A 20,979-nucleotide genomic window follows, 5' to 3' on the forward strand; every position below is an offset into this window, starting at 1 on the left:
ATTAGCCTAAAAGAATTGAAATCTTTTTTATCAGATACTTTATAGTTTTATCAATATACTTTCTTTTTGGACAGAAGTGATTCGTAAAGACTATTTAGGAAACGTTCTCGTTCAGACCATTTATAATGATATGCACATTCTATAGTACCTTCTGCCAATTGTTGGAATCGTTCGGGATGTTCAAGTAGCTTATTAATTTCTATCGCAACGGCCGAAACACATTCCTCATAATGTTTTGCAATTGGTATGCGTATTCCACATCGGTCACATATAGTATCATGCATTCCGCAATGGTCGAAGCTCATCGTTGGCACTCCGTAGCTCATCGCCTCCCAAATAGTGGTGGGATTGCCCTCACTCACGCTTGTAATCACATGCAAGTGTGCTGAATTAAAGACCTTCACGGCTTCAACACGAGGCAACTGCCCATGCCATGTAATCATATTGTTTATGTCATGCTCAATTGCGTATTGTTGCAATTTTTCCTTTAACATTCCATCTCCTACTATATCAAGGTGCAATAACTCCCTATGTTTGACATGCGTCAGAGCTTCGAGTAAAATGCCAACATTTTTATTGGAATCCAATCGACCTATGACAATAAGATTGAATTTCCCATTATTAATAAATTTACTCTTATTGAGAACTATATTACCTGTTATGCAATTTTCTGGAATCCATATACTGTCTTTATGATGAACATTCTTGAAATTGCGCTGATTTTCTGATGTTGCAGTAAGCAATATGTCTGTTGCCTTTAATGCTTTTTTTAAACGTCGTTTGGTATGGAATTGAAACGTATTTACAATGCTACGGAATGTTAATTTCATTCGCCCGATTAATGGCATACGTTCCATCAATTGTTGAGGGGCATTATTGGTTCCCCCTACGGGACCCCATACGTAGGGCAATCCCAATTTCCATAAATATCCCGGTTCACGGTAACCTATCATTCCAACATAATGAATCAAATCAAAATGTTTTGTCTCCATTAACTCACTGGCTACTTTATACACTTGCAAATGCCATACTCGATAAGCATAATAAAACGTATATTCTAAGACATGATGGCGGTTAGGCCAATTGAGTATATTTGCCAGCTTATTGGGATAAATTGGTATCAGACAGACATTTGGAATAGGATTCTGTTTTATGTAATCCTCCATTTCATCGCAATCTCCCATTTGATTACCAGAAGCACCGTATAGTACAGTCAAATTATTTTTTTTCGACATGTGGGTAACATAATTCCATGCTACAGAATATTCGCTGCCCTTACTTGGAGAAAGCAGATATGCTAGTATCAGTATATTCATTATCAGTTTTTATTTGTTGTGATATCTTCACTATATAAAGTAATGTTATTGTAGACCATGCAAGTTGAGAATTTACGCCAGTAAATAGTATGGAGAATATCCAAAAAAGTATTGTTGGTATCTTGTTCCCTTTGTCATAGCATAAATGGAATGTGATGATTGCAAGGACGATGAATGGCAAAAAACCGTATTCCACTGCATATAAAAGTAATCCACCTCCAGTATATCCTTTGGGGACACCAGCTAAATAATTTGACATAAAATCTGATACATAATCAATACCATACCCAAACCATCCATCAACAGTAAACAAATCTATTTTTTGTAAACAGATGAAAGAAGGAATAACTCTTAAAGCTGCACTTTGATCCGCACTATAAATCTTATGAATATCGAAAGTTGATATCGCAGAACCGAATTTCATGAATCTTTTTAATGCTATAGGTTCTAAGAAGAGATTCACTATAATAAAAATGCTTACTATAAGAATTATAATACGAAATGCACTTTTTATAGTCATAAATCTTGTCAAGACAATTAAGAGGAATAAATAAGCGCCCGCACTCATACTTGTCAGCATGCACCAAAAAAATGCCATCCATAACAGTTTGTCATTTTTCCAAGATTCGATAAAATTCTCTTTGCCATTGTTAGCCGATTTGATAGACAAATATGAATACATTAACAGTGCAACCATACGGCCACTATGCTCTGGTTCAGACATTAAAGAGTTCAGTTTCCATGGTTGTCGTATGTCATAGTTGCTAAGATTAATGATCGGAATACCCAATAATACACATATTTGTTGAATGAACAGCACGATTGCATAAGCGATCAGTATATATTTTAAAAGTTTGAGAATCCCGGATTGTGAAATGTTCGAGAATGAAAATAAATGAGAAAGTGAAATGAAATATAGACAAAACATACAGCTGTAAAGAACTGTACTCCATCTCATTGTTTCCGGATGGTTAAGTAAAGGGCATAGTATGGTTAGAATAATAATGGCATAAATTTTAATATCAGTTCTTGTAATAATGGGGGTTAAGATAAGCAGTAAAGGTGATATTCCCATTACTGCTATTAACAACAGATTTCTGTTTCCATCACCTAAGGTAAAAGATAGCGAAATCATTAATGCACATATTCCGACGCAAAATATGTATTTTGATGTATTAGGGGAAAGTAGTGAGTTCACAAGGCTCTTCAAGATTTTAATGCATCTTTTATCGCTTCAAGTAGAGCATATCCATTTCTTTCGTCTGGCTCTAGATATCCACCTTCTGCCCATTCATTCCATGCAAATACGAAAATCATATCTGTATGATATTCTCTTTTTACTTTAGTGACCAGTTCCTTAAAGTAACGTTTGAATTTTGAGGCTGTCATGCCGTCATACAAATATCCGTTCATTCGGTGTCTTGGTGTATTATCCCAATCAGTGAATGCACATGGGATTAGGTTTTCGGCAACAGGTTTATGTTTTAGGATGTTTTTCCAGCATAAATCATAGTCCAATCTTCGGACTGACTTCCGGTTATACATAAATGGCGCAAGACTTCTATTTATGTGAAACAACTGTTTTATGAATCTTATCGTTTTAACAAGTCCAAAAGGTACCTTTTGTGGTTCGTTGTCATACAGTAGGTTAATATATTGAGGGTTCATTTCCACTCCATAGGCAAACTTAGACTTGTCCCAGGAATTATCGTATGCTGATGCAGCACTTTGATATATGTATGTAAGACCTTCAAATCCTGCATCTTTAGCCATTTGTGTCCATATATCAAGCATTTTGTTAAGTTTTCGGATTAGATTAGGCACATATATAACCATTATGGGTTTATTATTTTCGCACATGTAGCGTGAATCTTTAAAAAATGGAAGCATATAATTAAAGTGATTTACCCAATCTTGTTCATCATCGAAATCGTGGGATATTAGAGTCTGTGGTGCACCATCTTTGGCTTTCCAGGAATCATTCCAATCGTGGTTTGCCCACGAAATGCAATAGTTGATATCAATCTCCGGATGAGCGAGGAGCATCTCCATAGGTTTTTCGAGCAACAAGTGACCGTTAAACCAGTAGTGATACATACAAAATCCGTAAATACCATATTTACGCGCTAATTGACATTGCCATTTTAAAGTTTCAATATCACTCAAATCGTAATAATTATGGTTTAACGGTATGCGTGGCTGGTTATGCCCATCAAAAAGGGGGGGTGCATTACGTACATTTACCCATTCTGTGAAGCCTTCTCCCCACCAATTGTCATTCTCTGGAATTTGGTGGAATTGAGGAAGATATACTGGAATTACTTTTATATTCATAATTGCATTTATTGTTTTTTTAACGAATTATAGATAGTCATAAAGCTTGATTTGTCAATTACGTAGGCTATACCTACATATAGTAAGGTATATAAGCAACCACCTAACATAATTTTTAACCACATATTAGTAATATAGTTATAAGCAATAAAAGAAATTGTTCCCGCAACTATAGCCGATAATATATGCGGGAGCATGATTTTTATCTGCCCTCCCCATGATACATTTATGCTTTTTTTCGTGAAATGAGCATAGATGAATGAGTTCAAAAATGCAGTGAGTGATAATGTTATACATACTGCCTCTATACTGATTAGGGATGCCATGAAAATAGCAAATATGTTGATGGATGCTTTGATACACTCTATTATCAGAACTTGTTTTGATTGGCCTACCACCTGTAAAATATTAACATTTAATGCAAAAAAAGGCCACCACATAATACTGGTAATCAATATCTGCAATAATTTGATAGAAGAAGACCATTTGGAAGTAAGTAATGCAATAATCAAAGGTTCTGCCAATATAAAGAGTGATCCCATTATAAAAAACGTCAGCAATGAAGTAACTTGGATCGTTTTCAAGTAACTATTACGTAACGTAATAGGACTATCTTGCATTTGACTAAACACAGGGAATGTGACGCGTTGCAAAATAGCCGTAAGATTCGTAGCTGGGAAATATCCTATTTGTTCTGCTCTGTTATAGAATCCTAATTGTTTCTGTGCGAATTTTTTTCCAATAATCAGAGTTGTTATATTGTTTCCTACAGTCACAACAATGTTTGCCAACAACAATTTGGAACCGAATGAGAACAATTCCTCAAATGATCTTTTTGAGAATGACTTTGTAGGTAACCATTTTATGTACCACCATAGTAAGAGCATTCTAAAAAAAGCAGCAGAAATCATCTGTATTGACAAACTCCATACACCTGCTTCATTATATGCCAATATTACTCCAATCACTCCTGATAAAAATGCGGAAATTACTGAGATTTTCGCTTGTGATTTAAAATCTATGTTAATTGTAAGGATAGCTTGCTGAACGATGGAGAGAGAATAGAAAGGGATAGTGAGTGCTGTCACTTTCATTACTTTGTCCAGAAGCGGCATATTATAGAAATTAGCAATATATGGCGCCAACATCCAAACTATTGCATAAACTATAATTCCAATTACAATATTAAAGTAGAATACCGTGGAGTTGTCTGTCTCCGTTCTGTCGTTCTTCCTTATTAACGCATTTGCAAAACCACTGTCTACAAATGTGTTTGACAAAGTTAGAAATAATGAAATCATAGCAATGATTCCATAATCGGACGGCTCCAGTAACCGGGCGATAATTAAGCTCAGAATAAAGTTTATTCCTTGAACAGAAAAACGATCTATGGCACTCCAAAAAGTTCCAATTATCGTCTTTTTCTTTAAGACAGAATCCATTCAGAATTTTGTTTTAATAAGAATTATTTGTTTTGCTTCAATAGAGACTTAATTAAATGATGGACTCCCCCCCAACGATTCCAATTTAATCTGTTTCGTCTCCATTTGTTCTTTTTAGTCCCATTATCTAAAGTGTAGAAACGAGTGTTCTATGTATAAGTTGGTCATCAATAGATTTACATAGTTTAAATACAGCATTCATTGAAGCGTTGGCTAAATCATAGGTCATATTTAATTTCTTACCAGTTATATGGATTTTATTATCCTTATCCATTCTTTTAAACTTTTCATCAACATTTGAATTGTTGTGAATAATCAAATACCGTATTTCCAAATATAATAAAGCATCTTGTTTTATTTCATTGGATATACTAACTTTAGTAGTCGAAATTATCTTTTCTAATAGTTTTGGAGTACTACGCTGTTTCTCAAAAGAACGGTAAATACGTTTCGAAATTTCTTCTATAATAGCATCATAACTACTTAATTGGATAATTTCATGATAAAATAATGCTCTCTCATTTTTATCAGTAATTGCACCAAATAATTGATATGGATTATTTTTAAATAGTTCGCTAACTATATTAGATATATAATCAGAGAACAACCTATATAGTTCTATTATCGCCTGCTCATTTAATTTTCGTCTGCTATATGCAAATGTTCGCTTTATGTCGGTTGTTTTATTTGGTATATTGAGTTGTAAATGAGTTCCACTAACAGCATGGAGAGTCGTTGCAATATTTTTCCCATTATCTTTCTCTTTGTTACAACATTTGCATGCCAAAGTCAATGATAAATCTATTAACTGAAGATGCTGCTTTAGGGATCTGATTTTCCCATCAAATATCTGAAATGATTTTGTCATATTTTTACAGTTTTAATATGAATGGTAATGTTCTATTCTATTTCATTCTCGTTTGCATATACTGTACGACATGGAATAACTTCCAAGCCAATAAAGAGAACACAATCCCTACAATACTATATAACCCACATATAGGTATTTGCATCTTGTATGACAGGAAACTGCGTTAAATAATCGATTGGTAGGTTATTGGCAAAAATATATGAGAAACTCACCAACTTGAATGCAAGGAAATGAAAGACCAAGATATACAAGGTCTTATCTCCGATATATGCAAATACAGGAGCGATGCAATGTCTTGACAACTCTCTCGATAGCAACACTACGCCCATCATTCCTGTCATAGCAATCACATAATCAATCAACACAAGCCATCCTTGCACCGTTACCATATTTAATTTGATGAAGCATGCTGCAATAGCCGGAACTAACAATAAAAGCAAACCTGTCATAAGCGGATGGGCAAAGTGCATATTCTTCTTACGACAAAGATAACCGCTCATGTAAAACGCTGTTGCCAATAAAGTCTGCTCCCCGAACATTTGCGGCAATGTCACAGGTATGTAATGCCAAAATACTGAAACTAAGAGGATTAAAATCCCCGAAATGTTTTTTCTGTTAATACTTCCGCTTTTGAGAGCGTATTAAAGAAAAACAGGGAGATAATCAAGGCCCAAAACAATGAAATCAAAAACCAAAAGCCTCCCAAAAGAGATTCACTACCGGTCATAGTGAAAGTTCTAATGACACGCTCAATGAATGTTTGCCATGAATAGCTGTTCTCATAAATGTGCATCGAAGCAAATACGTTATGGAAAAGCAGGAAAATCAACGTCCACTTGACAAAAGGATAATAAGAACCTTTTGCCTTTTGAATCAATCCAGTTTTCAAGTCCGTCACGTATTTTTCGTTTAGCAGCCAACCACTTACAAAAAAGAAACAAGGCATGTGGAACATATAAACAAAATCATACAGATAAGTCGGGCATCCGCTATGACCTACAACCATAAGAATAATGCAAATGGCTTTCGCTATATCTAAAGATTTGTCTCTGTTGTTCCTCATTTTACGTATTATTGCAGCATTTGTAAGAATGTTATCTTCCTCGGTACATTTCCTCGTAATACTTCTCGTATTCCCCGGAAGTGATATTATCCATCCACTCCTGATTATCCAAGTACCAGCGGACGGTCTTTTCAATGCCTTCCTCAAACTGGAGGCTGGGTTCCCAGCCCAGTTCCTTTTGCAGTTTGGACGAGTCAATGGCATAGCGCATGTCGTGCCCCTTACGGTCGGTCACAAAAGTAATCAAATCGAGGGAAGTTCCTTCGGGATTGCCCAACAGTCTGTCAACCGTCTTTATAATGACTTTGATAATGTCGATGTTCTTCCATTCGTTAAAGCCACCGATATTGTAGGTATCGGTAACCTTTCCCTGATGGAATATAAGGTCGATGGCACGTACATGATCTTCCACAAAGAGCCAGTCGCGCACGTTCTCACCTTTGCCATAAACGGGGAGTGGCTTACAATGACGGATATTGTTGATGAAAAGCGGTATCAGTTTTTCCGGAAACTGATAAGGGCCGTAGTTGTTGGAGCAGTTGGTCACGATGGTAGGCATTCCATACGTGTCATGAAAGGCACGGACAAAATGGTCGCTCGATGCCTTGCTTGCCGAATAGGGTGAATGCGGATTGTATTTCGTATCTTCATAGAAGAAATCCTCACCGTATGCCAAATGGTGTTCTGAAGAAGATGCCGTAGTGGTGAAAGGTGGCTTTACCCCTTCGGGATGTGTCAATTCCAACGCACCATAGACCTCATCGGTCGAAATGTGATAGAACCGCTTCCCTTCGTAGCCTTCCGGAAGGCCCTCCCAATAAATCTTGGCTGCTTGCAACAAGGAAAGAGTTCCCATCACGTTGGTACGGGCAAAGGTGAATGGATCTTTAATGCTCCGGTCCACATGGCTTTCTGCTGCCAAATGGATAATACCGTCGATATGGTATTGCCGCATCAACTCCAGCATCTTCTCGAAATCGCAGATGTCTGCCCTTACAAACGTGTAATTCGGTTTATCCTCAATATCTTTCAGGTTTGCCAGATTACCAGCGTATGTCAATTTGTCAAGATTGACAATGTGATAATCCGCATATTTATTCACAAACAGACGCACCACGTGGCTTCCGATGAAGCCTGCACCACCCGTAATAAGTATATTCCGTTTAAATTCCATTGCTCTGTGCTTTTATTTGGTTGATACATTTTTCCAAAGAGTCCATCCAATGCGGAATCTTGTAACCGAAAGTCTCGCGGAACTTCGCCTTGTCCAAAACCGAATAATGCGGGCGTTTCACCTTGCTTGGATATTCAAAGGTATGAATCGGACGAACATCACATTCGTTTCCTGCCAACCGGGCTATAACCACTGCAAAATCGTACCAGGAGCATACGCCTTCGTTACTGAAATGATAAATGTCCTGCTTACCGGTCAATCTCCTGTCAAGTATCCAGCCTATGGCATCTGCCAAATCTCCGGCAAAAGTAGGAGTACCTATTTGGTCAAAAATGACAGGCAACGCGTCTTTCTCTTTCGTCAGCTTCAACATGGTCTTCACGAAGTTCTTGCCCCATGCTGAGTAGAGCCATGCGGTGCGCAGGATAATGTAATTACAACCGGAGTTGACAACGGCTTCTTCCCCGGCAAGTTTTGTCTTGCCATATACGCCGGTCGGTTCCGTGGTGTCCTTTTCCGTAAAAGGAAGGTAGTTTATCCCCTTAAAAACGTAATCAGTGGATATGTGAATAAGCGTGGCGTTGACAGACTTTGCCGCCGCAGCCAAATAACTGACAGCAACATGATTGATCAAGTCTGCCGCCTTTTCGTCTTCCTCTGCCTTGTCCACGTTGGTATAGGCAGCGCAATTGACAATGACATCTATCCGCTCTTTCTGCACAAGCGCAAGAACGTCATCCAAATTCGTTATATCTAATTCCGCAATGTCCGTAAAGACATAGCGGTCTTTGCTGTTGCCGGAAACCCGGACCATTTCATTGCCTAACTGTCCGTTGCTTCCTGTTACTAAAATATTCATATCAGTTTCCTTATTTATACAAATCCTCACCGTATTTGAAATCTAATACGGAATCTTTTAAGCATGTTCTGTGCAGGTCTTTTTCCGAAAGAATGGCATTCCCCACCGGGATTTTCCAGTCAATGCTCAAAGTCTCGTCTATCAGCTGTATGCCGCCTTCGCTTTCCGGGGCATAAAATTCATCGCATTTATATTGGAAAACGGCTTCTTCACTCAATACGGCAAAGCCATGTGCGAACCCTTTCGGGATGAAGAACTGTCGGTGGTTTTCCTCCGTCAGTTCCACTGCCACGTGCTGCCCGAATGTAGGAGAGCCTTCGCGGATGTCAACCGCCACATCCAATACAGAACCTTTCACGCAGCGTACCAGTTTACTCTGCGTATAAGGCATCTTCTGATAATGCAGCCCACGCATGACACCGTAGCTTGACTTGCTTTCATTGTCCTGCACGAAACGGATGGGGCGCACTTTCTCGTCAAATTCCTTTTGGGAGAAACTTTCAAAGAAATAGCCTCTGGCATCCGTAAAAATGCGTGGTTCGATAATGACCACGCCCTCTATTGCTGTCTTTATTACTTCCATTGTCAATCCAAATTTTCTTTCCCGGTGTGTGCCACCTCGTCAATCACTTTCAGTAGGTACTTTCCGTATTGATTCTTCAACATGGGTTGTGCCAGTTTTTCCATTTTTTCCTTGCTAATCCATCCTTTACGATAGGCAATTCCTTCCAAGCAGGCGACCTTTAAACCTTGCCTTTTCTCAATCACTTCCACAAAAATGGATGCCTCGGCAAGTGAATCATGCGTGCCTGTATCGAGCCAAGCAAAGCCACGTCCCAACGTCTGCACTTTCAATTTGCGCTCCTGCAAAAAGACTTGGTTGACCGTGGTGATTTCCAACTCGCCACGGGCGGAAGGGCGGATCTGTTTGGCTACATCCACCACCTTGTTGGGATAAAAGTAAAGACCCACAACAGCATAGTTGGATTTAGGATTAGCAGGCTTCTCTTCTATCGAAAGGCAATTTCCGTTACCGTCAAATTCAGCCACGCCATAACGTTCCGGGTCATCTACCCAATAGCCGAACACGGTGGCTTGATTCGAATCTTCGGCATTTTTTACCGCTTCTCTCAATAGCTTGGAAAAACCTGTTCCATGGAAGATATTATCCCCCAATACAAGGCAGACCGAATCATTGCCGATAAATTTTTCTCCAATAAGAAATGCTTGTGCAAGTCCATCGGGAGAGGGCTGCTCGGCATATTCAAAATGTACGCCATAGTCAGAACCATCACCCAGCAGCCGTTTGAAACCTGGCAAGTCGTATGGGGTAGAGATAATCAATATCTCACGAATTCTGGCAAGCATCAATACCGAAATGGGATAATAAATCATGGGTTTGTCATAAATGGGCAAAAGTTGCTTGCTCACGCCCTTTGTAATTGGATATAACCGGGTGCCGGAACCTCCGGCAAGTACAATTCCTTTCATTTTCTATTTGATTTGAGAGTTATTGCAATAGATTGTTTTAACTGTTTTTCCATAACAAGTTGGGATATTGCATGAAAGTGATGCGTATCAGTTCCCCACATATCTATCAGATGTTCGCGAATCATCCACTCTACTTTCCGACGAGCATCAGTGCCGTATGTATTGAGTAAAGATGGTAAATTGGCTTGCAATCGGACACCGATGCTTTTCAAATGTTTGTAATCGTCCTCATCCATATACACATACCGTTCGGGATGCGCCAGGATGGGGACATATCCTTTCGATTTGATGCGGAGCAGGATGTTATTCAGCCCCATCGGGGGATTGAAATAGGAGGTTTCCACTAACAGGTGTTTTCCATCTTTTCCTAAAGGGAGCAGGTCGTTCTTTGCCAAACGTTCTTCAAACAGGTTGTCAAGCATATTCTCGGCAGCAAGGAGGAGAGTGATGTTCCCTTGATAAGCGGCATTCAATTTCGCAAACCGTTCTTTCAAACCCTCCGTCGTGTTCGGAATATCCTCCATGATGTGAGGAGTCAGCCAAACCTCGCTGACCCCCAACTGTTCATAAAAGGAGAGGATTTGCAGGGATTCCTCCATCGTCTGCACACCGTCGTCCACGCCGGGAAGTAAGTGACAATGCCAGTCTATAAAGCCTTGGAAGAATCCGCTATCCTTCAATCTTATTTTTTTCTTAAAGAGCCACACGAAGTAGACAATGAATTAAGAATGAATTTTTATGATTCTTCATTGGTATATCCGACATATCCGTAATGGTAACCATACTTGTACCCATATTTATATCCGTACTTGTAGCCGTAATGCCCGCTACCTCCGTCCGTACCGTTCAGGATAAGTGACAGGTTCCTGTATTTCTTGTCGGTGTAGAATTTCTCTATCTCCGGAAGCATACTGCGGTCGAGCAGCCCGGCGCGGACGATGAACAGGGTCATGTCAGCCAGCTTGTTGATGATGGCAGCATCAGCCACGATCTCTACCGGCGGACAGTCGATAAAAATGTAGTCGTATTCCTTGCGCAGATTGTCTACCAATTGCTCTAGCCGTTCTGCAAACAGCAGTTCCGTGGGGTTGGGAGGAATGGTACCCACGGGAATAATGTCCAAATTGGCATTGTCGGAGCGGATGACGACCTCATCAATGCGGTTTACCTGTCCGACAAGATAATCAGAGATGCCGGCCTTTGGCCTGCCCGCGTACTCGCTTAACGAGCCTTTGCGTAGGTCGAGGTCGATGGCAATAACCCGTTTGCCCTTGATGGCAAGGCTGGTGGCGAGGTTAAACGTGATGAAGGTCTTGCCGCTGCCCGGATTGGCTGAGGTAAGCATGATGACGTTCGATGCACGTTCCTTTCCGACCACGAACTCGAGGTTGGTGCGCACCACGCGGAAAGCCTCGTTGATCACGTTGCGGCTCTTATCCTTTACTACTACGGCGCACTTCTCTTCTTTCGGTTGACGCGAGAAACGGTTTCCTTTTTTGCGGAATGCGAGCGGTATTTCTCCCACGAATGGAATGGTCATGCTCTCCAGGTCCTTGCGTCCGCGCACCACAGTGTTCATCTTCTCACGGATGAAGATGATGACCATCGGTATGAGCAGGCCCAAGGCGAAAGCCACCAGCAGGATGTTCTTCTTCACCGGGGCGGTAGGGATCATACTGCCGCCCGGCATGGTGATGACACGGGTATTATAGGCCGTGAATGCCTGCGAGAGTTCGTTCTCCTCGCGTTTCTGCAACAGATAAAGGTAGAGCGATTCCTTCACTTTTTGCTGGCGTTCCACCGAGAGCAGGTATTTGGACTGCTGCGGGTTGGAGGCGATGCGTGAGGTGGCCTGTCCACCCAGTGACTGCTGACTCCGGATTTGTGCGTTCAATGCGACCAGCTGGTTGTCGATGGAGGTGAGCAACGCACTGCGCAGGGATGAGAGCGAGGCATCCATTTCCACAACCAACGGATTCTTCGTGCTGCTGTGTGCCACGAGGCTGTTGCGCTCCAAAAGTTTATTGTTGTACTCGGTAATCTGCGTGGCAATGCTTGGATTATCTATGCCCGAGTTGGCGGGAAGTAGTTGGTACTTGTTGCTTTCATTGGCCAAGTGTCCCCGGATGTAGCGGGCCATGTATGCCTGGTCGTTCAATTCCTTGATGGAAGCATCTGCTTGACTGGCCTGTGCCATGTACATGCTGGCCGCTGCCTGCACGTCGGGTAACAGGTGCTCACTCTTGTAGGAGGATATGTCATCATCCACATTCCCCAGCTCGCCTTCTATCACGCCAAGACGCTCGTTGATGAACATCGAGGTACTGACGGCTATCTGGTTCTTGGCCTTTACCCAGTTCTCGTTATAGACAGCAATGAGGGTGCTCAGTACGTCTTCTGCCCGTTGGCTGGAGACATCCCTGAATGACAGGGTGATGATGTTGGACTTCTCGTCGGTCTGAGAAATGGTCAGGCTGGAGGAATAGGAACTTACGACTGTCTGTAACGGAGAATGTGACACTTGTACAAGCAGTTCCTCCCCTTCCGTATAGGATGCGGCAGGCATCACGACGATTTTCCCTATAGGGCTTTGTATCGTGTCGTTAAGACCTCCATGCACAGGAACTTCCAAATCCACATCCTCCCCATTTCTTTCAAGGTCGGATAGTGTAATAATACCGTCCTTTTCCAGTCTCAGGGTAAATGAGGCGGATTCGTTTCCCGGAAGGTCTATGACTGATACGTCAACCGGCAGCTGGTCGCCGTAAACGGTTTGTCTATGAAAGCCTCCGGGTACATAATAATTCATCTGCAAATGCAGCCTCGTTACCACCTCACGCATCAAGTCCGGAGATTGCAAAGTCCCCATCTCATTGTTCACGTTGGTATTCGATGTGAACATGCCGAAATCGGCGAAGCTTTCCATCGCGTCGGAGGTGGATTTGCCCTTGGAATCGTCCTTGACAAGTATGGAGGCCGTACGGATATAGACCGGGGGCGTGATGAGCAGATACCATACCGCTATACCGAGGCATGCGGTCAATGAAATGACAAACCAGTGCCACTTGCCGAGACAGAGGTAAAACAGGTCTTGTATACGGATGAAATCCTGCTGGTTTTGTGCAGGGATGTTATTTTGTATAGTTGCCATGTCGGGTCAGTTTACAATTAATATGGCGATGGAGGTCAGCAGGGAAGCCAATGAAATCCAGAAAGAAGTGGAGCGGACATTGTTGCCGTTCACTGTGGACTGGCGGGCCTTCGTGTCGTTCGGCTCCACATAGACTACATCGTTCTGCTGCAGGTAATAGGCAGGAGAGGAATAGATATGATCTCCGGAGCAGAGATTCACGCCATACACACGTTGTTTACCGTCCTCGTTGCGGAGTATCAGTACCTTCTCACGCTTGCCATAGACAGTCAGATCCCCCGCCTGACTCAGTGCGTCCAATATAGTGATATTGTCCTTGTCAATGTTATACCGTCCGGGATTGTTCACTTCTCCCAAGACCGAGACGGCCAGATTCATGAACTCCACCGTGACCACGGGATCTTTAACCAAATCGTGTGATTGTAACTCCTGTTTGATATGCGAAGCCACTTCCTCGCGGGTCATGCCCTGTATATGGATTCTTCCCAATACGGGGAAGTCTATATTCCCGTTGGAATCCACCGTGTAACCGGACATTCCCCGGTTGGTACCGGTAGATATTTCCTGCCCCACCTGTTGCGAAATGATGGGCAGGTTGAAAAGGTTGGTCAGTCTCAAGTCCTGGCTGTTGACCAGGATGGACACTTTGTCTTTCGGCTGAATCTTTATTTCAACGGGAGCCGTAAGTTCCAATTCGCTCTCTCCGGGACGTAAGTCCTGGAAATAAGAGATTTGTTTGGGCGTGGAGCATGAGCCTAACGCAAGGACAAATGTCGCCGCCATCAGAATTTTGCAAAATTTCATATTCGGTTATAACTATAGTTTCTTGTTAATTGAGCTTATTCTGCGTGTCAGCCAGATATTGGCCGCCGTCCATACCGTAATGTCCGCCAACAATAGTACGGTCACGTCAACATGGCACGACAGCAGGATGTTGCATAGGGTGAACAACACGGATACCGACACGATGGTAATCATGGCCGCACGCTGCCTCATGCCGACGGCAAGCAGCTTGTGGTGGATGTGGTTCTTGTCGGGCAGGAAAGGGTTCTTTCCGTTGCGCATCCGGTGCAAGTAGACACGAACCACGTCGAAGCAGGGAATGATAAGCGGCGAATAGGCCAATATCAGGATATTGGGATGGTCCGATGGAAATCCGTCCGGAAAACTGTGCAGCAATTTCAGGCTGAGGATGCACAACATCATGCCGATGGTCAGGCTTCCCGTGTCACCCATGAATATCTTCTTTCCCCGCTTTACATCGCCGAACACATTATAATAGAAGAACGGTACGAGCACACCAAGGGTGGCGAAGGCAAGCACGGCGTAGATGTACTGGTGTGCCGTGAGGAAGATTATTCCGTAGAAAAGCATCGCCACCCCACACAGACCGGAAGCCAGTCCATCGATGCCGTCAATCAGGTTGATGGCATTGATGATGAACACCACTGCCAGGACCGTAAGCGGCCAGCCTATCCAGCAGGGCAGTCCGTGGATGAAAAACAGTCCGTGCAGATCATTCATCCACAAGCCGCCCGCGATAACCATCAGTCCGCAAGCTATCTGTACTACAAACTTGGCACTGTAGCGGATGCCTATCAGATCATCGGCTATGCCGACAAGGTAAAGCACCATGATGCAGCAGAAGCCGAAGGAGAGGGCACGTCCTTCCGAAATAAGTTCCCCAAGCATGTCCCCGTAACCAAGCAAAAGGCTGACACCGATCAACAGGGCGACCGAGAGGAACACCACGGGCTTGAAGGCTATCCCGCCGAGGCGTGGGACAACACCTTGATGTATCTTGCGCTCGTCCGGCACGTCGAAAAGTTTCCTTTGGAAAGAGATCAGCAGGATTTGGGGGATCAGAACACCAGCGGAAAGCACGCAGAAAAGGAACACAAAGATGGAGCTGATTGTCCAAAAAATAACGGGAACATCGAGCCCGTCAATAAATGTCATAAAGTCGTTCATGTCAGACGAATTGTATATATTCGGGGGTTACCTCCACGCCCACGGAAAGGAAACCTTTCAATTCTACCAGCAGGCGTTTTACCTTTGAGCCGCGCATGGTGAGCAGATTGCCCTCGTAACCGTCAAGAGGTCCACCCACAATGTGTATTGGGCGTCCGTACATCTGCGGGGTTATTTCCTCCGGCAAGTAATATTGGGGGAATTCCGAGTTACTGACAGCACGGATGAAGCGATCCATATCCGCATCGGGGACGGTCATCGGTTCGCGCCAGGTGTTGCGCAGCCAGCGGTACTGCAGGGTGGGAGTTTTTTTCACTATGGGGTCAAGGTTCAGGCGAGTTTCATGTACGAAAAGCAGATCCTGTATGAAGGGCACTTCCTCGCGGACGCGCTTTCCCTGTCTGGTACACAGTTTGTACACTTTCGGGACAAAAACTTCCATTTTCTTTCCTTCCAACAGTTTATAGGCAGGTTCTTTGGCATTGATCCGTTTCAAGTCACGCATCACGTACCACTGTTTCGTTTCTTCATTCCCTTGGGGTGTCCTCATTTCGATTCAAGACAATTCTATCAATCCTGCATGATGGTGGAACTTTCCATAAATCAAGCAGTTACAACTATTCTTCTCAAAAGTTCGGGGTTTTACCCCTGCATAACAATGTCGATCTGTCTTCATCAACAATGAATATTGTCTGCCTTATAGCAGATTCTTACGCGCTATTTACGCCTCTTTGGTCGTACCTCTCTCCCTAAGAGAGGTACAATGAAGCATAGTATGAATAAAACAATCAGATAATAAAGCTTTTACCTTCTTCCTGAAAACTGTCTGCTCAACAATTTGCTTTGCGGTTTTAAGAAGCAGTCCATGTTTTATTATCATTTTTTGCTTGTTTTTGTGGTCATTCTCAATATTTTTCGTAAATTTGCACCCGCTTATACCTCTCTTAGGGAGAGACAATAATTTTAACTCAACACCATTTTTTTTCTATCCTTGTGACATTTTTACAGTGTGTCTCCGGGGCTTCCCCAAACAAATCCGCTTCAATGGAAGATTTGTTTTTCTTATACTCTCTTGAAAAGAGAGCATTCTTCCGCCCAACATTTTATACATCCTGCAAAGATTTTAGAATCAACCTGTTTGCCTTGTCAATAGTGGCGGTATCCAACGAGGCCAGATAGATCCTTGTTGTGGCCTCCGAATCATGCCCCATACCCTCACTGATCACTGAAATCGGAATGTTCTTGCTCCTGGCCGCACTGGCCCAGGAATGCCTCGCCACGTAATGGGTCAAAGGGACAGAAAGGCCCAGTTCCTTCCCGATGGTTTTCAAGTGCCTGTTGACCAAATGGGAGGCGTTAATGTACTGTTTTCTCTCGTCCGTCCCCGGCCTGCCGATAACGGGAAGAAGGTACGGGGATTCGGGAATAGTGTGGCGATCCACGATCTCCTGCATGCACGGCTCCCATTTTATAAAGAGCTGCTGCCCGGTTTTCTTACGCCGGTATGAGAGGATGCCGTTATTAAGATCCTTCTTTTTCAGGAATGCCATATCGACCATGGACATCCCCCTTGTATAGAAGCTAAAGAGCAGCATGTCCCTCGCATAGGCCTTTGCGGGCTCAAGTGACAGGTCCAATGACTTGAGCTGCTTTATCACATGTAGGGGTACCGCCCGTTTCGTTGTCTTCTCAACCCCAGTATAGACATGTCTGAATGGAAAACGCTGCACGGTCAGTCCCTTCTCCACGGCACGGTTATAGCCGGCACGCAGAATACGCATGTAAAAGGAGACCGTGTTCATGGAAATTCCTCTGGACTTCAACCATGCCTCGTATGCGATCATCAGGTCGGAGTCCATATCCCCGAGTGGCATGTCCTTTCCATTCATGAACCGCATGAAGCTGTTGAGTGTGGAGCCGTAGGTCTCGACGAGCCGTATCTTCCCCAGACGTTCCAGACCGTCGATAACCTCCCGCATGAAAACAAAAAAGAAAAGACCGCAATGATTGCCGTGAAAAGCGGAGGTCACGTCATCGGCGGTGAAAGCACCTCCCTTACGTCCCAGAGCTGTGATGACATTCTCCAGCCTGTCGGTATCCTCGGAAATCTTCTTGTCCAGTGACAATAGATATTGCCGCCTGCCCTCATCGGATAGCGTGATGATGATACGGGAATGTTGTTTGCTCCACTCGGCGGGAAACAGTTTGTAGGGAGTGTTGATCTGTCTTGCCACACGTTTGTGGATTACTTGGTAATAGACCGTACCCTCCCTGCCATCTACGGAAGATGATCGGAACTTAATTTTTACAGTAGCCATAAATTCTCTGATTTTAAATTTTACAGGATGCAAAATTATCAGATACAACCACTTATTGAAGTATGCAAAATATTGTATTTCAGAGAATAAGAATCTTTGAGCTGTTGATAATAAGGAAAGAGGAGAATGCCATGTGCCTTTTGCAGGAAAAGTGTATTGGCCTCGGAAGAGAAGGATATCGTGAAACGAGGGCACTGAAAAAGGAGGGCACTGAAAAAGGAGGGCACTGAAAAAGTTTCCTTGCAGCTTTTTAAAGAATTAAATCTGCACATAGCCTGTATATTATTTGGCTATGTGCAGATTTTTTGTACCTTAATGCCATAATATTTAAGGTCCATGCTATCACAACAACAAGAACTTCCGCTCAGTGAATATAGTTCACTCTACGATATAGTTGTCCCCCAAGACAATCTTCTTCGCCGCATTAATGATCTTGTAGATTTCACTTTTGTCTATCAGGAACTTGCCAATAAGTATTGCAAGGATAATGGTCGAACAGCAGAATCCCCTATTCGCATGTTCAAGTATCTTCTGCTGAAGACCATATACGATATTTCCGACGTAGATGTCGTAGAGCGTTCCCGTTATGATATGTCCTTTAAGTATTTCCTTGGTATGGCTCCAGAGGAAGACGTTATTAATGCCAGCAGTCTTTGTAAGTTCCGCAAGTTACGGCTGGAAGACATGGATCTTATGAACCTGCTAATCCAGAAGAGCGTAGAAATAGCGATAGAGAAAGGCATCATAAAATCAAGGACTATTATTGTAGATGCTACTCATACAGAAGCCAGGTCTAACCCGTACTCCCCGATAGAGATTCTGCGACTCCGTTCAAAGCAACTCCGTAAGGTACTTTATGCCATGGATGATAATATCACGCAAACCCTGCCGTCTAAGAATAAAGAGGATGATCTTGCGCATGAGTTGGATTATACCAAAGACCTTCTGAAACTTATCACTTCAGATGCCAGTCTTTCAGAAGTGCCTGCAGTAAAGCAGCGACTTAACATGCTCAAGGAAACGCTTTCAGATATAGAGGATCACTATACGACCTCAAAGGATGCAGATGCCCGCATTGGTCATAAAACAGAGGACAGTTCGTTTTTCGGATATAAGACTCACATTGCAATGAGTGATGAGCGTATCATAACAGCCGCAACTGTTACTTCTGGCGAAAAGGGCGATGGGCCTCAGTTGAAAGAGCTTGTGGAGCAAAGCAGAAAAAACGGAATGGAAGTGAACACTGTCATTGGTGATACCGCATACTCCGGATCGGAAAACCTTAGACTGGCAGAAGATGAAGAGAAGGGATTTACTTTGGTATCAAAATTACATCCGGCCATAAGTCATGGACTCAGGAAAGATGAAGACAAGTTTGATTATAACAAGGATGCAGGCATGTTTGTTTGTCCTGCCGGTCATATGGCAATCAGAAAAGCAAGGCAGGGGAAAAGGGATGGGAAATGGAATCAATCCATGACTTATTTCTTTGATATAGAGAAATGCAAGACTTGTTCACGAAGAGAAGGATGCTACAAGGAGGGGGCTAAAAGCAAGACCTATAGTATACCTATCAGGAATGAAGAACAGAAAAGGCAGCTTGGATTCCAGAAATCACAAGAATTTAAAGATATAGCTCGTCAAAGATACAAGATTGAGGCAAAGAATGCAGAATTAAAGCAGGTATACGGTTATGATAAGGCACTGTCGTATGGGCTGGATGGTATGCAGATGCAAGGTGCTATGACCATCTTTGCCGCAAATATCAAGAGAATATTGAAACTAAGCTAAAAACACTTATAAAAATTACCCACGTATAATATGATGGCCTTACTGACTATACAAGGCCGAATATAAACTCCTATCAAGATATATAAAAGCAGATTGCAAAACCGATATAAAGGCTAATACAATCTGCTTTCGTCTTTTTAAAGATTGGGATTAAATCTTAAGAGGATACCTTTTTCAGTGCCCTCCTGAAAAAGAGTCCCCACTTTTTCGACCTTTGAAAGAAAAAAGTTATAGTTTGTAACTTCAATTGACAAATTGATGGCGTTTTACGACACTTTTTACGTTATTATGCCTTGAAATGGCGTTTTTTATCATCATCCACTTACAGTTTGAAGTCGAAAAACACTTTTTCAGTGCCCTCGAAACCAGCCCCCCTTTGCCATAGTTGATTTTAGTTTCTTAGTCCATTATTAAGTACCTGTTTTTTTCACAAATAAAATATGTATTTGTACTTAAGGAATCGTCCTTCGACTGATGCAGAAGAAAACAGAATGTTGTAATTCGCTCGTTTCTGAATCGTTACGTGTTGTTAACGGAACAGAGGGTAACTATCTTATTTTGTTTTACAAAAATATACAGTGTTTCAGGTTTTGCAGACGTACATCAGAATGAGATAGTATCCCTTCGTGTATCGGCAGCATTACATATTATATATAAATGCTTGTTGGATGTTGGACAATCGGAGTTCGTTCCCTCTCTTGTCAAGGAATAGAGGAATATCCCAATCATCAGATATCCCCATCCCTCAACGCCAAGAAAGAAATGACGAGAACATGGCAGATACCTTTTATGTACCCCTTCGTTCTCAAAGAGTCACGGCATTACTGTGATGTTATATCAGCTGTATCGGAATTATCCCCGTAGAAAAAACAAGGAAATGTAGAGATATTTTCGGTAAATTGCCGTTTCAGCTATCATTGAAATTCTCTCTATGCTTTCCTACACAACAACTCTCAAATTTATCATTTTTTCAGTTCAAATCCCAGTCTGAGTCCGTCATACGAATCAGCGATACAGCTAATTGTGCCCGCTGTAGAGTTAACACTCGATACCACCCCTGTGATGGTTTTCAGTATGGCGTCAATTTTCCGCATTGCTTTCAATTTCATACTCATGTCAATTTAAGTTTTATTATTTCAGGAAATGAAGTTGTGATGTGTATAATCTTGAAATGATAGTCTCCGTTGTCTTCAAGTTT

The 20,979-nt window shown here is 42.5% G+C and carries 19 protein-coding genes; 1 reads left to right on the forward strand and 18 read right to left on the reverse strand.

Annotated features, from left to right (window positions below):
• Positions 1–50: 50 nt before the first annotated feature.
• The 17 genes from KQP79_RS19235 to KQP79_RS19315 form a co-directional block, all read right to left on the reverse strand.
• Positions 51–1,316, reverse strand: coding sequence for a glycosyltransferase family 4 protein (locus KQP79_RS19235; protein ID WP_118236326.1), 1,266 nt, complete (start codon positions 1,314–1,316; stop codon positions 51–53).
• Positions 1,276–2,040, reverse strand: coding sequence for a hypothetical protein (locus KQP79_RS19240; RefSeq protein WP_229035947.1), 765 nt, complete (start codon positions 2,038–2,040; stop codon positions 1,276–1,278). Before KQP79_RS19240 ends, KQP79_RS19235 begins: the two co-directional genes overlap by 41 nt.
• A 482-nt stretch (positions 2,041–2,522) precedes the next feature.
• Positions 2,523–3,650 (reverse strand): glycoside hydrolase family 99-like domain-containing protein, encoded by a 1,128-nt coding sequence (locus KQP79_RS19245; RefSeq protein ID WP_118236324.1) that lies wholly within the window; start codon positions 3,648–3,650, stop codon positions 2,523–2,525.
• A gap of 8 nt (positions 3,651–3,658) precedes the next feature.
• Positions 3,659–5,092 (reverse strand): lipopolysaccharide biosynthesis protein, encoded by a 1,434-nt coding sequence (locus KQP79_RS19250; RefSeq protein WP_118236323.1) that lies wholly within the window; start codon positions 5,090–5,092, stop codon positions 3,659–3,661.
• Between the two features lie 127 nt (positions 5,093–5,219).
• Positions 5,220–5,960, reverse strand: coding sequence for a hypothetical protein (locus tag KQP79_RS19255; RefSeq protein ID WP_118236322.1), 741 nt, complete (start codon positions 5,958–5,960; stop codon positions 5,220–5,222).
• A 116-nt stretch (positions 5,961–6,076) separates the two neighbouring features.
• On the reverse strand, positions 6,077–6,463 hold the full coding sequence (locus tag KQP79_RS19260) for a hypothetical protein (RefSeq protein WP_118261660.1): 387 nt from the start codon (positions 6,461–6,463) through the stop codon (positions 6,077–6,079).
• Positions 6,464–6,552: 89 nt separating this feature from the next.
• Positions 6,553–7,026 (reverse strand): acyltransferase family protein, encoded by a 474-nt coding sequence (locus KQP79_RS19265; protein WP_118236320.1) that lies wholly within the window; start codon positions 7,024–7,026, stop codon positions 6,553–6,555.
• A 31-nt stretch (positions 7,027–7,057) separates the two neighbouring features.
• Complete coding sequence (locus KQP79_RS19270) at positions 7,058–8,200, reverse strand: dTDP-glucose 4,6-dehydratase (protein WP_118236319.1); 1,143 nt, start codon at positions 8,198–8,200, stop codon at positions 7,058–7,060.
• A complete protein-coding gene (gene rfbD / locus KQP79_RS19275; RefSeq protein WP_118236318.1) occupies positions 8,190–9,059 on the reverse strand; it encodes a dTDP-4-dehydrorhamnose reductase in 870 nt (289 codons plus the stop codon). The genes KQP79_RS19270 and rfbD overlap by 11 nt, the downstream gene beginning before the upstream one ends.
• Positions 9,060–9,069: 10 nt before the next feature.
• Positions 9,070–9,642 carry a dTDP-4-dehydrorhamnose 3,5-epimerase gene (gene rfbC, locus KQP79_RS19280; protein WP_234120910.1) on the reverse strand — a complete coding sequence of 191 codons (573 nt, stop codon included), beginning with the start codon at positions 9,640–9,642 and terminating at the stop codon, positions 9,070–9,072.
• A 2-nt stretch (positions 9,643–9,644) separates the two neighbouring features.
• Complete coding sequence (gene rfbA, locus KQP79_RS19285) at positions 9,645–10,550, reverse strand: glucose-1-phosphate thymidylyltransferase RfbA (RefSeq protein ID WP_118236316.1); 906 nt, start codon at positions 10,548–10,550, stop codon at positions 9,645–9,647.
• Positions 10,547–11,257, reverse strand: coding sequence for a tyrosine-protein phosphatase (locus tag KQP79_RS19290; RefSeq protein WP_118236315.1), 711 nt, complete (start codon positions 11,255–11,257; stop codon positions 10,547–10,549). Before KQP79_RS19290 ends, rfbA begins: the two co-directional genes overlap by 4 nt.
• Positions 11,258–11,286: 29 nt before the next feature.
• Positions 11,287–13,701, reverse strand: coding sequence for a GumC family protein (locus tag KQP79_RS19295; RefSeq protein ID WP_118236314.1), 2,415 nt, complete (start codon positions 13,699–13,701; stop codon positions 11,287–11,289).
• A 6-nt stretch (positions 13,702–13,707) separates the two neighbouring features.
• A complete protein-coding gene (locus tag KQP79_RS19300) occupies positions 13,708–14,505 on the reverse strand; it encodes a polysaccharide biosynthesis/export family protein (protein WP_118236313.1) in 798 nt (265 codons plus the stop codon).
• A gap of 12 nt (positions 14,506–14,517) precedes the next feature.
• Positions 14,518–15,672: an MraY family glycosyltransferase gene (locus KQP79_RS19305; RefSeq protein WP_229035949.1), complete on the reverse strand. Its 1,155-nt coding sequence runs from the start codon at positions 15,670–15,672 to the stop codon at positions 14,518–14,520.
• Position 15,673: 1 nt separating this feature from the next.
• Positions 15,674–16,222, reverse strand: coding sequence for a UpxY family transcription antiterminator (locus KQP79_RS19310; RefSeq protein ID WP_118236312.1), 549 nt, complete (start codon positions 16,220–16,222; stop codon positions 15,674–15,676).
• 553 nt (positions 16,223–16,775) lie between these two features.
• Positions 16,776–17,990, reverse strand: a complete 1,215-nt coding sequence (locus tag KQP79_RS19315) for a tyrosine-type recombinase/integrase (protein WP_264386545.1) — start codon at positions 17,988–17,990, stop codon at positions 16,776–16,778.
• A 336-nt stretch (positions 17,991–18,326) separates the two neighbouring features.
• Between KQP79_RS19315 and KQP79_RS19320 the strand changes: the two genes are divergently transcribed.
• Positions 18,327–19,781, forward strand: a complete 1,455-nt coding sequence (locus KQP79_RS19320) for an IS1182-like element ISBas1 family transposase (protein ID WP_118236309.1) — start codon at positions 18,327–18,329, stop codon at positions 19,779–19,781.
• A gap of 962 nt (positions 19,782–20,743) precedes the next feature.
• Here the strand turns inward: KQP79_RS19320 and KQP79_RS19325 are convergent.
• Entirely contained in the window at positions 20,744–20,890 is a 147-nt protein-coding gene (locus KQP79_RS19325; protein ID WP_229093724.1) for a lipocalin-like domain-containing protein, read from the reverse strand.
• Positions 20,891–20,979: the final 89 nt, after the last annotated feature.

Origin of the sequence: Bacteroides sp. DH3716P (genome assembly GCF_025914115.1) — a bacterium.
GTDB classification, from domain to species: domain Bacteria; phylum Bacteroidota; class Bacteroidia; order Bacteroidales; family Bacteroidaceae; genus Bacteroides; species Bacteroides ovatus.

Bases quoted from the DNA above. Each gene is read 5' to 3' on its own strand.
- KQP79_RS19235 (WP_118236326.1), bottom strand. From the start codon at position 1,316: ATGAATATACTGATACTAGCATATCTGCTTTCTCCAAGTAAGGGCAGC.
- KQP79_RS19240 (WP_229035947.1), bottom strand. From the start codon at position 2,040: ATGTCTGAACCAGAGCATAGTGGCCGTATGGTTGCACTGTTAATGTAT.
- KQP79_RS19245 (WP_118236324.1), bottom strand. From the start codon at position 3,650: ATGAATATAAAAGTAATTCCAGTATATCTTCCTCAATTCCACCAAATT.
- KQP79_RS19250 (WP_118236323.1), bottom strand. From the start codon at position 5,092: ATGGATTCTGTCTTAAAGAAAAAGACGATAATTGGAACTTTTTGGAGT.
- KQP79_RS19255 (WP_118236322.1), bottom strand. From the start codon at position 5,960: ATGACAAAATCATTTCAGATATTTGATGGGAAAATCAGATCCCTAAAG.
- KQP79_RS19260 (WP_118261660.1), bottom strand. From the start codon at position 6,463: ATGAGCGGTTATCTTTGTCGTAAGAAGAATATGCACTTTGCCCATCCG.
- KQP79_RS19265 (WP_118236320.1), bottom strand. From the start codon at position 7,026: ATGAGGAACAACAGAGACAAATCTTTAGATATAGCGAAAGCCATTTGC.
- KQP79_RS19270 (WP_118236319.1), bottom strand. From the start codon at position 8,200: ATGGAATTTAAACGGAATATACTTATTACGGGTGGTGCAGGCTTCATC.
- rfbD (WP_118236318.1), bottom strand. From the start codon at position 9,059: ATGAATATTTTAGTAACAGGAAGCAACGGACAGTTAGGCAATGAAATG.
- rfbC (WP_234120910.1), bottom strand. From the start codon at position 9,642: ATGGAAGTAATAAAGACAGCAATAGAGGGCGTGGTCATTATCGAACCA.
- rfbA (WP_118236316.1), bottom strand. From the start codon at position 10,550: ATGAAAGGAATTGTACTTGCCGGAGGTTCCGGCACCCGGTTATATCCA.
- KQP79_RS19295 (WP_118236314.1), bottom strand. From the start codon at position 13,701: ATGGCAACTATACAAAATAACATCCCTGCACAAAACCAGCAGGATTTC.
- KQP79_RS19300 (WP_118236313.1), bottom strand. From the start codon at position 14,505: ATGAAATTTTGCAAAATTCTGATGGCGGCGACATTTGTCCTTGCGTTA.
- KQP79_RS19305 (WP_229035949.1), bottom strand. From the start codon at position 15,672: ATGAACGACTTTATGACATTTATTGACGGGCTCGATGTTCCCGTTATT.
- KQP79_RS19310 (WP_118236312.1), bottom strand. From the start codon at position 16,222: ATGAGGACACCCCAAGGGAATGAAGAAACGAAACAGTGGTACGTGATG.
- KQP79_RS19315 (WP_264386545.1), bottom strand. From the start codon at position 17,990: ATGGCTACTGTAAAAATTAAGTTCCGATCATCTTCCGTAGATGGCAGG.
- KQP79_RS19320 (WP_118236309.1), top strand. From the start codon at position 18,327: ATGCTATCACAACAACAAGAACTTCCGCTCAGTGAATATAGTTCACTC.
- KQP79_RS19325 (WP_229093724.1), bottom strand. From the start codon at position 20,890: ATGAAATTGAAAGCAATGCGGAAAATTGACGCCATACTGAAAACCATC.